Consider the following 13,414-nt stretch of genomic DNA (forward strand, 5'->3'; position numbering starts at 1 on the left):
TCCCATTGATCACCCGACGGTCATCCACCCGCGGCCGACCCCTCGCCCCCGAGACCGGAAGCAACGGCTCGATCACCTGCCACTGCTCATCAGTGAGCTCGTGCCTACGCACCACAAGCCCAAGATCAAACCAGACCAGCCGCACCAACTTTGAGGACAGGCTCTAGCGCGCTCCTGTTCCTCACCGTGATCTCCTTGAACCTGGTGGGGGACGCCGCCCGGCGCCGTTGGGGCGCCCAGTGACCGCGGCGGAGAGCGGACCGGCCCGCGAGGACGCGCTGCACGGTGCGGAAACCGAGGCCAGGCACTCCGGCTCGGCCCGGAAGTTGTCCGAGCATCCCGTTCCCGGTGGGGGAGTGTTGCTCGAGGTGTCCGACCTGCGTGTCACCTTCGCGCTGAGGGGCCGCACCGTGCACGCCGTCAATGGGGTCAGCATGTCCGTGTCGCACGGGGAGACGCTGGCGGTGATCGGCGAGTCCGGATCCGGGAAGACGGTGACGTCACGGGCGATCATGGGTCTGCTCTCGCCCGCGGCGCGCGTCAGTGGCTCGGCAGTGCTGCTGGGCTCGGAGCTGATCGGGCTGACCGAGGCGCAGATGCGTCGGCATCGGGGCCGCGACATCGCCATGATCTTTCAGGATCCGGCGAGCTCCCTGAACCCGACCATGCGGATCGGCAAGCAGATCACCGAGGCGATCCGCATGCACCTGCCGCTGGATCACAGCGAGGCGCGGGCCCGCGCACTGGAACTGCTCGACCTCGTGCAGGTTCCCTCACCCCGGGCCCGTTTCGATGACTACCCGCACCAGTTCTCCGGTGGCATGCGGCAGCGCGTCATGATCGCGATCGCGCTCGCGTGCAGCCCCAGGCTCCTGGTCGCGGACGAAGCCACCACGGCGCTCGACGTCACGACCCAGGCCCAGATCATGGATCTGCTGATGGATCTCCAGGACGAACTGGGGATGAGCATGATCATGATCAGTCACGACATGGGGCTCGCCGCCACCTATGCCGATCGTGTGCTGGTGATGTACGCGGGCCGCGTCGTGGAGCAGGCCCCGACCGAGCGGCTGTTCGCGCACGTGCGCATGCCCTACACGAAGGTCCTGCTCGATGCGGTGCCGCGGCTGGAGCGAGCGCCCCACTCGCTGTTCGCGACGATCGGCGGGCGTCCGCCGGACCTCACCGCACTGCCCGTGGGCTGCTCCTTCGCTCCGCGTTGCCCGCGGGTGGAGGACCTCTGTCACGCCGAGCGGCCACCGCTGACCGAGCACGAGAGCCGACACCACTGGGCCTGTTTCTCACCGTGCCCTGACGAGAGGCGCTGACCATGGCTGCATCCGAGGCCACTGCCGGCCCTGGCGAGCCCCTGCTGGCCGTGCGCGACCTGGTCCATGAGTTCGTCGTCCGTGGTCACGGCGGTGTGAAGAACGGGGTTGTCCACGCGGTGTCCGGGGTGTCGCTTGAGGTGCGCGACGGGGAGACGCTCGGCGTCGTCGGGGAGTCCGGCTCGGGCAAGTCGACGCTCGTCCGGTCGATCCTGCAGGCACCGCGGCCGCTCTCGGGAGAAGTCGTGTTCCGAGGAGTCGACCTGACCCGGCTGCGAGGTCGTCGGCTGCACGTCAGCCGGCGACACATGCAGGCGGTCTACCAGGACCCGTTCGGCTCACTGGATCCGAAATGGACGGTCTTCTCGATCGTCGAGGAGCCGCTCGGTGCACACGGGATCGGCACTCGTCGCGAACGCCGGGAACGCACTGCCGAGGTGCTCGACCTGGTCGGGCTGGATCCCGGGCTGTACGGGAAGCGAAAGCCTCGGCAGCTCTCCGGCGGCCAGTGCCAACGCGTCGCGATCGCCCGGTCGTTGGTGATGTCGCCATCACTCGTCCTGTGCGACGAGGCGGTCTCGTCCTTGGACGTGCTCAGCCAGGCCCAGGTGCTGAACCTTTTCGAGAAGCTGCGTGCCGAGCTGTCGCTGTCCTACCTGTTCGTGGCGCACGATCTCGCGCTGGTCAAGCAGGTCAGCGACCGCGTGGCCGTCATGTACATGGGCAGGTTGTGCGAGGTAGGGCCGTCGGAAGCGCTCTACGCCCAGCCGCTGCACCCCTACACGGCAGCCTTGCTGGACTCCATTCCTTCGCCGGAGCCGACCGACAGGCACCTGCGCCGTCGCAGAACCCGGGTGAGAGGTGAGGTGCCCTCGCCGCTCGACCCGCCCAGCGGATGCCGATTCCGGACGCGCTGTCCTCGGGCGGAGCGGGTGTGCGCGGAGGAGACGCCCCAGCTGCGGCCGATCGGCCGGGAGCACCGAGTCGCTTGCCATTTCCCGCTGAGCGATGAGGTCGGCTGGGGGAGCGCGGGTGTGGCGGTGGTCAATCCGGGCGCAGCGTCGCCAGCCAGTCTCCCGCGGAGGTGATGTCCTCGCCGGTGGTGTCCGCGGCGCAGCCGAAGCCGACGTTCCAGGTTCCGTCGGCCAGCTCGACTGGCCCGAGGAGCATCGGTGGCGGCAGCTCGGCGAGCAGCGTGCCGAGCCCGGCGGGGGAGATCATCCAACGCTCCCCGACGATCGATGCGCCGTCGGGGGCGCGGACCAGGCCCGGTTTCGGCGGCACGGTGTCGAGCGCGAGCAGCCGGTAGGTGGGTGCGGTGCGGACCATGCCGTCCCAGCGCGCGCCGCGGCGCTCCAGCTCGGCCGCGAGCGGTTGCCCCCTGCGATGGGCACCCACGACGACGAACGGTACGGCGGCCGCGCCGGCTGCGGTCGGCCAGGGCGCGGTGGTCGTGACGGGCTCGGGCAGCCTGCCAGCCTGCAGCCGCGGGGGTGTCGTCGGGATCATGATCCGCCGGGCGATGTCGGCCACGACGGCGTCCGCGAACGGGCGGCCGAGCACCGTCACCCCGAACTGCGCGTCGCCCGTCGTTCCCGCCGGCACGGCCACCGCGCTGAGGTCGAAGAGGTTGCAGAAGTTCGTGTAGGTGCCCAGTCGGGCGTTGACGCCCACCGGGTCGGCGGCGACCTCCGCGATCGTCGGGTGCTCGGTCACGGTGGGCAGCAATAGTGCGTCGAGGCCGTCGAGGGACTCCATCGCGCCGGCCCGCAGCTGTGCGAGCCGGGCGGTGTCGGTCACGTACCGCGAGGCCGGTATGCCACCGGCCGCCCCGATGATCGCGCCCACAACCGGGTCGACATCGTCGCGGTGTGCGTCGACGAACCCGCCGACGGCGGCGTGCCGCTCGGCGACGAGGCCACCTTCGTAGAGCAACCGCGCTGCCTCCAGGAACGGGCCGATGTCGATCGGTACGGCCTCGATCCCGATGGTGTCGAGCGACTCGATCACGGCATCCCATGCGGCGGGCAGGCCCGGTAGGCCTTGCGGTACCGCGACTCGTGGGACCGGCGGTGCGGCCAGTGGGGTGTCGGCGGGCCAGCCACGCGCGCCGCCGGCCATGACGCCCATCGCCGCTTCGGCTGTGGGCAGGTCCCTGGCCAGGACGGTCACGCAGTCCCATGACCGGCACGCCGGCACCACACCGTCGGTGGGCACGACGCCGGGTGTGGGCTTGATCCCGACGATCCCCTGCAACGCGGCCGGGACCCGTCCGGATCCGGCCGTGTCGGTGCCGACTGCGATGTCGACGAGCCCGAGTGCGACCGCGACGGCCGATCCAGAGCTGGAGCCGCCGGAGATCCGGTCGGGGCGTCGGGCGTCGCGGACCGGCCCGTGCGGGCTGCGGGTGCCGACCAGTCCGGTGGCGAACTGGTCGAGGTTCGTGGTGCCGATGACCACCGCCCCTGCTTCCCGCAGCCGGGCGACCACGGTTGCGTCGGCGGTCGCGACCGTGCCGAAGGCGGGGCAGCCCGCGGTGGTGCGCAGCCCGCGCACCGCGACGTTGTCCTTCACCGCGACGACCGTCCCGGCGAGCGGCGACGCGGGGTCGACCCTTGCGGCGTCGGCGAGCGCGTCCGCCTCCGGCCGCAGGGAGATCCAGATCTCCGGTCGGTCGACCGCCGCGATCGCGCGGTAGGCGGCCCGTACGCGTTCGGCGGGGGTCATGCCGCCTCCGCCCGCGCGTCGGTGAGCACGACCATTGCCTCGCCCGCGTCCACCTGCGAACCGGCGCGCACCAGCACCTGGTCGACCACCCCGGCGCGCGGCGCGACGACGGCGGTCTCCATCTTCATCGACTCCAGTGCGAGCAGCGCCTGCCCGGCCTCCACGTGCTGGCCGGGTTGTACATCGACGCGCCACACGTTCGCGACGAACGGGGCTTCGACGACCGTTCCGCCCGGCGGGACCGTGATCGCCGCAGCGTCCACGACCGGTGCCGGTGGTGCTTCGGTGCGGTCGAACTCGCCCGCGGCCGCCCAGGCCGCACGCTCGGTTGCGAACGCCTCCGCTTGCCGGGCACGGAATGCGGCGATCGGTCCGGCCTCGCGGGCCAGGAACGCTTCGTGCTCGGCCAGCGAGAACTCACCGTCGGTGATCTCGACGTGCCCGCGCCCTGCGGCCATGTCCGCCCGAAGGTCGAGCAGCTCCGCCGCGCTCACCGGGTACCAATGGATGCGGTCGAAGAACCGCAGCAGCCACGGGTGCCCCGCCTCGAACGGGCGGAACCGGGACCACACCTGTGTGGTCCGGCCGACGAACTGGTAGCCGCCTGGTCCCTCCATCCCGTAGATGCACAGGTAGGCGCCGCCGATCCCGACCGCGTTCTCCGGTGTCCACGTCCGCGCCGGGTTGTACTTCGTGGTGACCAGCCGGTGTCGCGGGTCGAGTGGCGTAGCGACGGGCGCGCCGAGGTAGACGTCGCCGAGGCCGAGCACCAGGTAGGAGGCGTCGAACACGGTCCTGTGGACGTCGTCGACCGATTCCAGGCCGTTGACCCGCCGGATGAACTCGATGTTCCACGGGCACCACGGCGCGTCGGCACGCACGCCTGCCATGTAGCGGTGAATCGCCTCCCGGGTGGCCGGGTCGTCCCAGGACAACGGCAATCGCACCGTCCGGCTCGGGACCACCAGCGCCGACGTCGGCGGCAGGTCGGCCTCGATCTCCACCAGTGCATCCAGCAGTTTCGGCACCGGCAGCACGTCGGGGTCGACGTGGACCTGGAGCGACCGGATCCCGGGCGTCAGGTCGACCACGCCGGGCAGGTCCAGTTCGGCGAGCCGCTCGTGCAGGGCGTGGACGCGGGCGCGCAGACCGAGGTCGAGCACCATCTCGCCGTACTCGACGAGCACGTTGTCGTCGCCGGAGCGGCGGTAGGTGACCCCGTCTCCGCGCCGCAGCACGCCGTCGTCGCCGTCGCCGCCCGTGCGGGAGGGGCGGCGCGGCAGGAGCGCTGCTCGCGACGGTGCGTCGACGGCACGGATCGGCACGAACCGGACCGTGTCGCCCGGTCGTAGCTGGCCGAGCTTCCAGCGCTCCGCGGCGACCACCGTGACCGGGCAGACGAAACCGCCGAGGCTGGGTCCGTCAGGGCCGAGCAGGATCGGGGTGTCTCCGGTGAAGTCCAGCGCCCCGACCGAGTACGCCGTGTCGTGGATGTTGGACGGGTGAAGCCCGGCCTCGCCGCCGTCGGGTCGCGCCCAGGCCGGTCGCGGCCCGACCAGCCGGACGCCGGTGCGCGCCGAGTTGAAGTGCACCTCGTACGCGGTGGCGTGCAGCTGGTCGATGTCGGCGCGGGTGAAGAACTCCGCAGCGCCGTGCGGGCCCTCGGTGACCGCCAGCTCCCACTCGCGGCTCATCGTCGGTCGGTGCTCCACCGGCCCGACGGGTGTCGAGGCCGCCCCCGTGCGCAGCACGTCGCCGGTGCGCAGAGCCCGGCCGGCATGCCCGCCGAAGCGGCCCAGCGTGAACGTCGAAGCGCTGCCGAGGTACGCCGGCACGTCCAGGCCGCCTGCGACCAGCACGTAGGTGCGCAGTCCGGGCCCGTCGGCGGTACCGACGTCGAGTTGCCCACCGGCCGGGACGAGCACCGGCGTCCAGCACGGCACGTCGGCATCGTTCACCGTCACGCGCACCGGGGCGCCGGTGACGCACACGTACGTCGGGTGCGTGAATCGCAGGGCGGGCCCGCTCACCGTGGCCTCCAGACCGGGCGCACCCTCCGGGTTGCCCAGTGCGACGTTGCCCAGCCGGAACGACAGGTCGTCCATCGGTCCGCTCGGTGGCACGCCAACCTGCCACAACCCGACCCGGCCGGGCCAGTCCTGCACGGTCGTGAGCATCCCGGGCCGCTCCACGGTGATCCGCGGCTCGACATCGCCGATCCCGTCGAGGGTGTCGGTGTGGTGGCGGGCGGCGAGCACCTCCCGCTCGACGACGGCCGCGCGCAGCAGACCGAGGTTGGTCTCGATGCCGTCGATGCGGGTGTCGGCGAGCGCCGCGGAGAGCCGGGTGAACGCGGCGGCACGGTCCGGTGCCGCGGCGATGATCTTCGCCAACATCGGGTCGTAGGCCGTCGATACCTCGCTGCCCGTCTCCGCCCACGCGTCGACGCGTACGCCTTCCGGGTACCGGACGTTCGTCAGCGTGCCGGCGCTGGGCTGGTACTCGCGCGCCGGGTCCTCGGCGTAGACGCGGGCCTCCACCGCAGACCCACGAACGGGGACGGCCGCGGGCACGTCGGCCAGCACGTCCCGTTCGCCCCTTGCCAGCCGCAGCATCCACGCGACCAGATCGACGCCGGTGACGGCCTCCGTCACCGGGTGCTCCACCTGCAGCCGTGCGTTGACCTCGAGGAACGAGGCCGCACCGCGTTGCGCGTCGTAGACGAACTCGACCGTGCCGGCGCTGCGGTAGCCGACCGCCGCGCACAGCGCGCGGGAGCTGCGGTGCAGCTCCGCGCGCACCGCGTCGGGCAGCCCCGGCGCGGGTGCCTCCTCCACGACCTTCTGGTGGCGGCGCTGCAGCGAGCAGTCCCGGTCGCCCAGACTGACGACCCGGCCGGTGCCGTCTCCGAACACCTGCACCTCGACGTGTCGCGCGCGCTCCACGTACCGCTCCGCGAACACGCCGGCGGTGGCGAAGCTCGACGCGGCCAGCCGCGCGACTCGCTCGTAGCCCGCGGCCAGCTCGGCGGGCGTGCGGCACACGGTCATGCCGATGCCACCACCCCCGCCGGTCGCCTTGAGCATCACCGGGAAGCCGATGTCGGCGACAGCAGAGCGAGCGGCCGCCAGATCGGGCAGCAGGTCCGACCCGGCGATCATGGGGACGCCCGCAGCCCGCGCAGCTGCCCGGGCGGTGTGCTTGGTGCCGAACACACGTAGCTGTTCGGGTGTCGGGCCGGCGAACACCAGACCGGCCGCCTCGACAGCGGTGGCGAACGCGGCGTCCTCGGAGAGGAAGCCGTAACCGGGGTGGATCACGCCGGCCCCGGTCGACTCGGCTGCGTCGAGGATCGCGTCCACGCGCAGGTACGACTCCCGGGCCGGCGCCGGTCCGATCCGCACCGCCCTGTCGGCCAGGCGGACGTGCGGGGCGCCGCGGTCGGCGTCGGAGAACACTGCCACGGTGCCCATGCCCAGCTCGCGGGCCGAGCGGAGGATCCGGCAGGCGATCTCCCCGCGGTTGGCGACCAGGACGATCATCGGGTCACCACCATCAACACCGGCGTCGGGTCGAATCCGTTGCAAGGGTTGTTCACCTGCGGGCAGTTCGACACCAGCACGAGCGTGTCGATCTCCGCGCGCAGCGACACCCGCTTCCCCGGCCCGGACAGCCCGTCGACGATGCCCAGCGCGCCGTCCGGATCGACCGGCACGTTCATGAACCAGTTGATGTTGCTGACCAGGTCGCGCTTGCCCAGCCCCCACCGCGCGCCCTCGAGCAGGAAGTTCTCGACGCAGGCGTGCTGCTCGCGGGTGTGCTCGCCGTAGCGCAGGGTGTTGGACTCCTGCGAGCAGGCGCCGCCGAGCGTGTCGTGCACGCCCACCTCGTCGGCCACCACGGTCATCAGCGCCTCGCCGGTGTCGGCGCGCAGCACCGACCCGGTGGTGAGCACGATCGAACACTGCCGCCGGATCGTCTCGGCAGCGGAGTAGCGCACGGCCGTGTCGGCTGCCGCGTAGAGCAGGCAGTCGACGGCCTGGTTGCCGTGCAGATCGACGATCGTGAGCACATCGCCTGCGGCCACCACGGCCGACCACGGCGCGCGAGCGGCCACCGTCTCCTCGAGCACGACTGTCATCGGGGGTTCCTCGCCATCAGGTCGTGTTCGGTGTTCTCCAGCGCCCGCCGGTGCTCGGGCGCCAGCTCACCGGCGGCGAGCGCAGCCAGCTCGTCGGGCGCGTACCAGGCGTGGACGTCGACCGCGCTGCCGGCGAACTCGGCGCGCGGGTCCAGGGGGTGCGCGGTGTTGGCGAGCGTGACGACCAGGTCCATCTGCAGCAGCAGGTCGACGGCGGTGCCCGGCCCCGCGTTACCGGTGAACGTGAGAGCGCCGCCCGGCTCGACCCGCACGCCCTGGAAGAAGGAGATCGACGGCGGCACGTCCCGCGGGCCGAGGCCGTGCTTGAGCACGCCGAGCAGCAGCAGTTCGCGGCCGGCCGGCGAAGCAGACTGCGCGGCGCCCGCGCCGTAGCGCTCGGTGTTGCCGGCGCGCGTCGTGGTCCCGGTGAGGGCGTCGTGGTGGCCGGAGCTGTCGGCGACGATCGTGGCCATGAGCCGGCCTGCGTCACTGAGCAGCGGGTGCCCGGCGCCGAGGTAGACCTGCCACGGCACCTTGACCGTGTCGGCCACGTTGAGCCGCTCGTGCAGCGCGCCGGTGCGGTGCAGCAGCATCGACACGCACGCGCCGCCGTCGGTGTCGGTGAGGCGCAGCCGGGTGCCGCGGGCCAGCGCCATCGTCGTGTAGCGGCCGAACGCGACGGTCTCCGACCAGGTCAGTCCGCTGGGTGGGGGCACGTGCCGCATCGTCGGCACCGTCCGCCCGTGCTGGGCGCGGGCGTGGGACCGGGCGCCCGCCGTCGTCGCGGTCGTCATGCCGACGCCTTCCGCGACTGACGCGCGAGCAGGCCCAGCAGCAGGACACCGACCACGACGGCGGGTGCGGAGAACCTCAGCCACGGGTGCTCCCCGGTCGGGTCGTAGACCTCCGAACGCGGCCACGACAGGTTGACGACCATCGCGGCGCCGTAGATCACCGCGATGATGTTGATCGGCACCCCCCAGCGGCCCAGCGAGAACAGCCCCGGTTCGTTCGCCGTGAACCGCCCGCGCAGGCGGGCGATCAGCGTCGGCACCGACACCAGCAGGTACGCCAGGTAGATCATCACGATGCAGACGCTGCTCAGCGTCGTGAACAGCGCCGCGTTGCCGATGTTGACCGCGAGCAGCCCGACCGCCAGCACCCCGATCACCACGGAAGGCCACACCGGCGTACCGCGGCGCGGGTCCACGTGCGCAAGCCGCTTCGCCGCAGGGAGCTGCCCGTCACGGGCCATCGAGAACACCAGCCGGGAGCCCGCGGTCTGGATGGCGAGCGTGCAGACGACGATCGCGATCGCGACGTCGACCAGCAGCACCTTGCCCCAGAACGTGCCGAGCACCGCCGTCATGACGTACGGGAGGCCCTCGGTGGCCAGCCGACCGTCGGTGAGGCTCGGCGCGGCCATCAACGCCGTGAGCAGCATCAACGCGCCGCCGATACCCGAGACGAGCAGCGCCGACAGGATCGTGCGCGGGGCGGTCCGGCGCGGGTCGCGTGTCTCCTCCGACAGCTCCCCCGCCGAGTTGAACCCGACCATCACATACGCCGCCATGAGCGCCGACACCAGGAACGCCCCGGTCGCGCCGAGATCGGAGGCGCTGAGCACCGACGTGTCGGTGACGACCTCGGGGCCGCGACGGGCGGCCGTCGCCAGCGCCAGTACGACCGCGATGACGCCGACGATCTCGCAGGTCACGCCGATCGAGTTGATCCGCGACATGATGCCGACCCCGATCGAGTTGATCACCGTGGTGGCCGCGAGCAGCAGCGCGCCGAGCACCACCGCGTTGGTCGCACCGGTCACGGACGTCAGCGCGGGGTCGCCGCCGACCAGTTGGAAGCCGTCCCACAGCTGGGGCAGCACCACCTGCAGCGCGATCGCCGCCGCAGCAGCCGTCACGACCTGCGCAAGCGCCATGTACCAGCCGGCGAACCAGCCGACGGTCTCCCCGCCGACGCGCCGCGACCACTGGTAGACCGCGCCCGAGAGCGGCAGCTGCGCGGCGAGTTCGGCGAACACCAGCGCCACGAGCAGCTGACCGCCCAGCACGAGCGGCCACGTCCAGAAGAACGCCGGACCGCCGAACGAGTAGCCGAACGCGAACAGCTGGAAGATCGTCGTGAGGATGGAGACGAAGGAGAAGCCCGCCGCGAAGGATGCGTACCGGCCGAGCTTGCGGTGGAGGGTGGGCCGATAGCCCAGCCCGCTGAGATCGTCGTCGTCGGTACGGATGGTCTGCGGGAGCGTCGCCGTCATCGGAACCCCAGTCGGAGTCGGATACCTGTTGATCGACAGTTTTCGGCGCGATCCCACCCCTCCCGATGACCGACGGGTTACGTCGTCGTTGCCTAATACCTGTCATATGACAGGGAGATGACGCGTGGCAGGATCGGCCCGTGACCTCCGGACCCGGCCGGCCCCGGCACACCCGGCCGCTGCGGCCGGGCAGCACCGGGCGCGAGCAGATCCTCGACGCCGCGGCCGAGCTGTTCACGGTGCAGGGCTTCGCGCAGACGTCCACGCGCGCCATCGCCGAGGCCGTCGGCATCCGGCAGGCGTCGCTGTACCACCACTTCGCGACGAAGGACGACATCCTCGACGCGCTGCTGTCGAGCACCGTGATCCCCGTGCTGCCCGTGGCCGACGCGCTGCTGCGCCACGAGGTGACGACACCCGACCAGGCCGCGGCCCGGCTCTACGCACTGGCACTGCACGACGGCGGGCAGCTCGCCGCGGCGCCGTGGAACGTCGGCGTCCTGTACCTGGCACCGGAGCTGCGCCAGCCCCGGTTCCTCCCGTTCCAGGCCGCCCGCGAACGGCTGCGCGGCTCCTACGTCACGGCGGCCGAGGCACTCACGGGGGGCCCGTCACCGGCGGGCGACCTGGCCTTCCGGCTCGTCGAGTCGATCGTCAACCTGCGCGCCGACGGCCTCGCCGGCCCCGAATCGCCCCGACAGGTGGCCGCCGCCGGCGTTCGCGTCGCGGGATGGTCGGGCGCGATGGATCCTGTCGAGCAGGCGGCGACCCGGCTGCTGGCCACGGAGCTCGCCGATTTGACGGACGGGGCGCCCGCGGCACCGTGACGCCATCAGCTCCGATCGCGGGTCGGATGGTGGTCAGCCGGGCCTGGGCACGGCCATCTGCTCCAGGTCGTAGGCCGTCGCGCCGCCGATCTCGGTGGGGGTGTAGTTCTGCTCCACCCATGCCGCGATCGGTGAGTTGCGCCCGCCGGGGCCTCCGGAACCGCCCTGTCCAGCGCGAGTGCGGCGCTTGAGCAGCACCCCGCGGGAGATCCGATCGAAACCGCTCCGGCGAGCGCCGGGACCGAGTGCGTGCGCGGGACATCGCGGGGCGCGAGTCCCGCTCATCTCGCGGTCCTGGTGGTCGTGGGTGCATCGACGTCCGGCTGCCGTCGGCTCCGGAAGATCCACGACCGGAACGCGATGAACCGGAGCACGGTGGCCAGCGCGTTCGCAACGACGAGCACGATCAGCTCTGCCGTGCGGCTCGCCCCCGGCGCCCACGCCGTGAGCGCGGCGAGGGCCCCGGTCGTGAGCGCCAGCCCCACCCCGAACACGATCAGCCCCTGCAGGTGGTGGGCGGTGGTGCTCGTGCCGTCGCGCACTCCGAACGTCAGGCGCCGGTTGGCGGCGGTGTTGGCCACGGCGGTGACGACGAGCGCGACGAGGTTGGCCGCGAACGGCCCCACGGCCCCGCGCAGCAGCGCATACAGAACCACGTACGCGAGGGTGCTGACCGCCCCGATCATCGCGAACCGCACCAGTTGACCGGGCAATGCGCTCGGCACCCCGGCCACGGAGGACGTCTGGAGGGCGCTGCGGCCGAGCTGGGCGCTCAGCTCGGCGAGCGGCAGCCGTCCGGTGGCGAGGGCGCGCCCCACGCGAGCGACGCCTCTGAGGTCGGCGAGCGCCGTCCCGACGATGTCGACACGGCTGTCCGGGTCGTCCACCCAGTCGACCGGAACCTCGTGAATGCGCAGTCCGATGCGCTCGGCGAGCACGAGCAGTTCGGTGTCGAAGAACCACCCGGAGTCCTCGACCAGCGGGAGCAACCGGCGTGCGACGTCCGCGCGCACGGCCTTGAAGCCGCACTGCGCGTCGGAGAACCCGGCGCCGAGCGTGCCACGAAGGAGCAGGTTGTAGGCGCGGGAGATGATCTCGCGCTTGGCGCCGCGCACCACCCGTGATCCGCGACCGAGGCGTGTGCCGATCGCGAGGTCGGAATGCCCGGAGATCAGCGGAGCAACGAGCGGAAGCAAAGCGGCGAGATCGGTGGACAGATCCACGTCGCAATAGGCGAGAATCCGCGCGTCCGAGGCCGACCATGCCGCTCGCAACGCGCGCCCGCGACCCTTCTGCTCCATGCGAAGCGATGTGACACCCGGCAGCTCGTCCGCCATCCTCGCCGCGATAACCGGGGTGGAGTCGGTGCTCGCGTTGTCGGCGATCGTGATCCGGAACGAATACGGGAACTGCAAGGTCAGGTGGGTGTGCAGCCGCCGCACCGAGAACTCGAGATCGTTCTCCTCGTTGTACACGGGAACGACCACGTCAAGCATGGTCGGCTCGGACCTTCGTCGTGCGTAGGAGTGCGGCGAGGTGTCGACGCTCATGAGCGCGAGGTTCTCGGCGCGCGCTGTCCGGCTGTTGTGCGGATTATGTGTGCACCCTGTGCATCCGTTCCCGCGGGGTGATTTGTTCAGATCGAGCGCCGGCGTTTGCTGGGCGCGATCATCCCGGTATCCGCGGTGCCGCAGTCCGTTGGCCGCCAGTCCTGATGCCGGAGCCAAGCCTCAGTTGCGGGATAACTGTTGCACAGCCAGCACATGGGACGAGTGATGACGCTGTTCCTCAGCGCCGCGACGGGCGCTCAAGGTGACGCCTCGGGAGGAAAGCCGTGCACACGTTCCAACAGCTCCTCGACTACCTCAATGCCCACGGTGCTTCGCACCAGCTCATCGACCAGGTGCGAAGCCTGCAAGGCCGACACGGGCTGAACGCGCAGACGTTCCAGGATCTCTGTAACCGCCTGAGGTGGCGTCCGCGCGGTCTGAACCTGGGTGATGCGGTCAACTGGGTTCGCCATGGCATCCGCGGCTGACGCAGCGCGGAGGAAAGGCGCCCGGTGCGCCTGAACCCACGGACGTGCATGCTCGACGGTCAGCTGCGTGCCGCC

General features: G+C 71.5%; 12 protein-coding genes. 4 read left to right on the forward strand and 8 right to left on the reverse strand.

The window, feature by feature from the left end:
- Nucleotides 1-115, reverse strand: a 115-nt coding sequence (locus ABD743_RS43515) for a transposase (protein WP_425567065.1), incomplete at its 3' end; no start/stop codon positions are given.
- A 124-nt stretch (nucleotides 116-239) separates the two neighbouring features.
- Between ABD743_RS43515 and ABD743_RS43520 the strand changes: the two genes are divergently transcribed.
- Both ABD743_RS43520 and ABD743_RS43525 read left to right on the forward strand, forming a co-directional pair.
- Nucleotides 240-1,328: an ABC transporter ATP-binding protein gene (locus ABD743_RS43520; protein WP_344730422.1), complete on the forward strand. Its 1,089-nt coding sequence runs from the start codon at nucleotides 240-242 to the stop codon at nucleotides 1,326-1,328.
- 2 nt (nucleotides 1,329-1,330) lie between these two features.
- Nucleotides 1,331-2,416 (forward strand): ABC transporter ATP-binding protein, encoded by a 1,086-nt coding sequence (locus ABD743_RS43525; RefSeq protein WP_344730424.1) that lies wholly within the window; start codon nucleotides 1,331-1,333, stop codon nucleotides 2,414-2,416.
- Here the strand turns inward: ABD743_RS43525 and atzF are convergent.
- Genes atzF through ABD743_RS43550 form a run of 5 tightly spaced genes read right to left on the reverse strand, consistent with a single transcriptional unit; the run spans nucleotide 2,373 to nucleotide 10,474 of the window.
- Nucleotides 2,373-4,055, reverse strand: coding sequence for an allophanate hydrolase (atzF, locus tag ABD743_RS43530; RefSeq protein ID WP_344730426.1), 1,683 nt, complete (start codon nucleotides 4,053-4,055; stop codon nucleotides 2,373-2,375). The genes ABD743_RS43525 and atzF overlap by 44 nt on opposite strands.
- Entirely contained in the window at nucleotides 4,052-7,597 is a 3,546-nt protein-coding gene (uca, locus tag ABD743_RS43535) for an urea carboxylase (RefSeq protein ID WP_344730428.1), read from the reverse strand. Before uca ends, atzF begins: the two co-directional genes overlap by 4 nt.
- Nucleotides 7,594-8,196 (reverse strand): urea amidolyase associated protein UAAP2, encoded by a 603-nt coding sequence (locus ABD743_RS43540; protein WP_344730430.1) that lies wholly within the window; start codon nucleotides 8,194-8,196, stop codon nucleotides 7,594-7,596. The genes uca and ABD743_RS43540 overlap by 4 nt, the downstream gene beginning before the upstream one ends.
- Nucleotides 8,193-8,990 carry an urea amidolyase associated protein UAAP1 gene (locus ABD743_RS43545; RefSeq protein ID WP_344730432.1) on the reverse strand — a complete coding sequence of 266 codons (798 nt, stop codon included), beginning with the start codon at nucleotides 8,988-8,990 and terminating at the stop codon, nucleotides 8,193-8,195. The genes ABD743_RS43540 and ABD743_RS43545 overlap by 4 nt, the downstream gene beginning before the upstream one ends.
- The gene (locus tag ABD743_RS43550; protein WP_344730434.1) at nucleotides 8,987-10,474 is read right to left on the reverse strand and encodes an amino acid permease; all 1,488 of its coding nucleotides are present in this window, start codon (nucleotides 10,472-10,474) and stop codon (nucleotides 8,987-8,989) included. The genes ABD743_RS43545 and ABD743_RS43550 overlap by 4 nt, the downstream gene beginning before the upstream one ends.
- 140 nt (nucleotides 10,475-10,614) lie before the next feature.
- On the opposite strand from ABD743_RS43550, the gene ABD743_RS43555 reads away from it, so the two are divergent.
- Nucleotides 10,615-11,301, forward strand: coding sequence for a helix-turn-helix domain-containing protein (locus tag ABD743_RS43555; RefSeq protein WP_344730436.1), 687 nt, complete (start codon nucleotides 10,615-10,617; stop codon nucleotides 11,299-11,301).
- Between the two features lie 33 nt (nucleotides 11,302-11,334).
- On the opposite strand, the gene ABD743_RS43560 is transcribed toward ABD743_RS43555, so the two are convergent.
- Nucleotides 11,335-11,586, reverse strand: a complete 252-nt coding sequence (locus ABD743_RS43560) for a hypothetical protein (RefSeq protein WP_344730438.1) — start codon at nucleotides 11,584-11,586, stop codon at nucleotides 11,335-11,337.
- Entirely contained in the window at nucleotides 11,583-12,851 is a 1,269-nt protein-coding gene (locus tag ABD743_RS43565; protein ID WP_379659422.1) for a bifunctional glycosyltransferase family 2/GtrA family protein, read from the reverse strand. Before ABD743_RS43565 ends, ABD743_RS43560 begins: the two co-directional genes overlap by 4 nt.
- A gap of 284 nt (nucleotides 12,852-13,135) precedes the next feature.
- On the opposite strand from ABD743_RS43565, the gene ABD743_RS43570 reads away from it, so the two are divergent.
- Nucleotides 13,136-13,339, forward strand: coding sequence for a hypothetical protein (locus ABD743_RS43570; protein WP_344730440.1), 204 nt, complete (start codon nucleotides 13,136-13,138; stop codon nucleotides 13,337-13,339).
- The last annotated feature ends 75 nt before the right edge of the window (nucleotides 13,340-13,414 follow it).

This window comes from Pseudonocardia yunnanensis, from assembly GCF_039534065.1.
In the GTDB taxonomy this organism is placed as follows: domain Bacteria; phylum Actinomycetota; class Actinomycetes; order Mycobacteriales; family Pseudonocardiaceae; genus Pseudonocardia; species Pseudonocardia yunnanensis.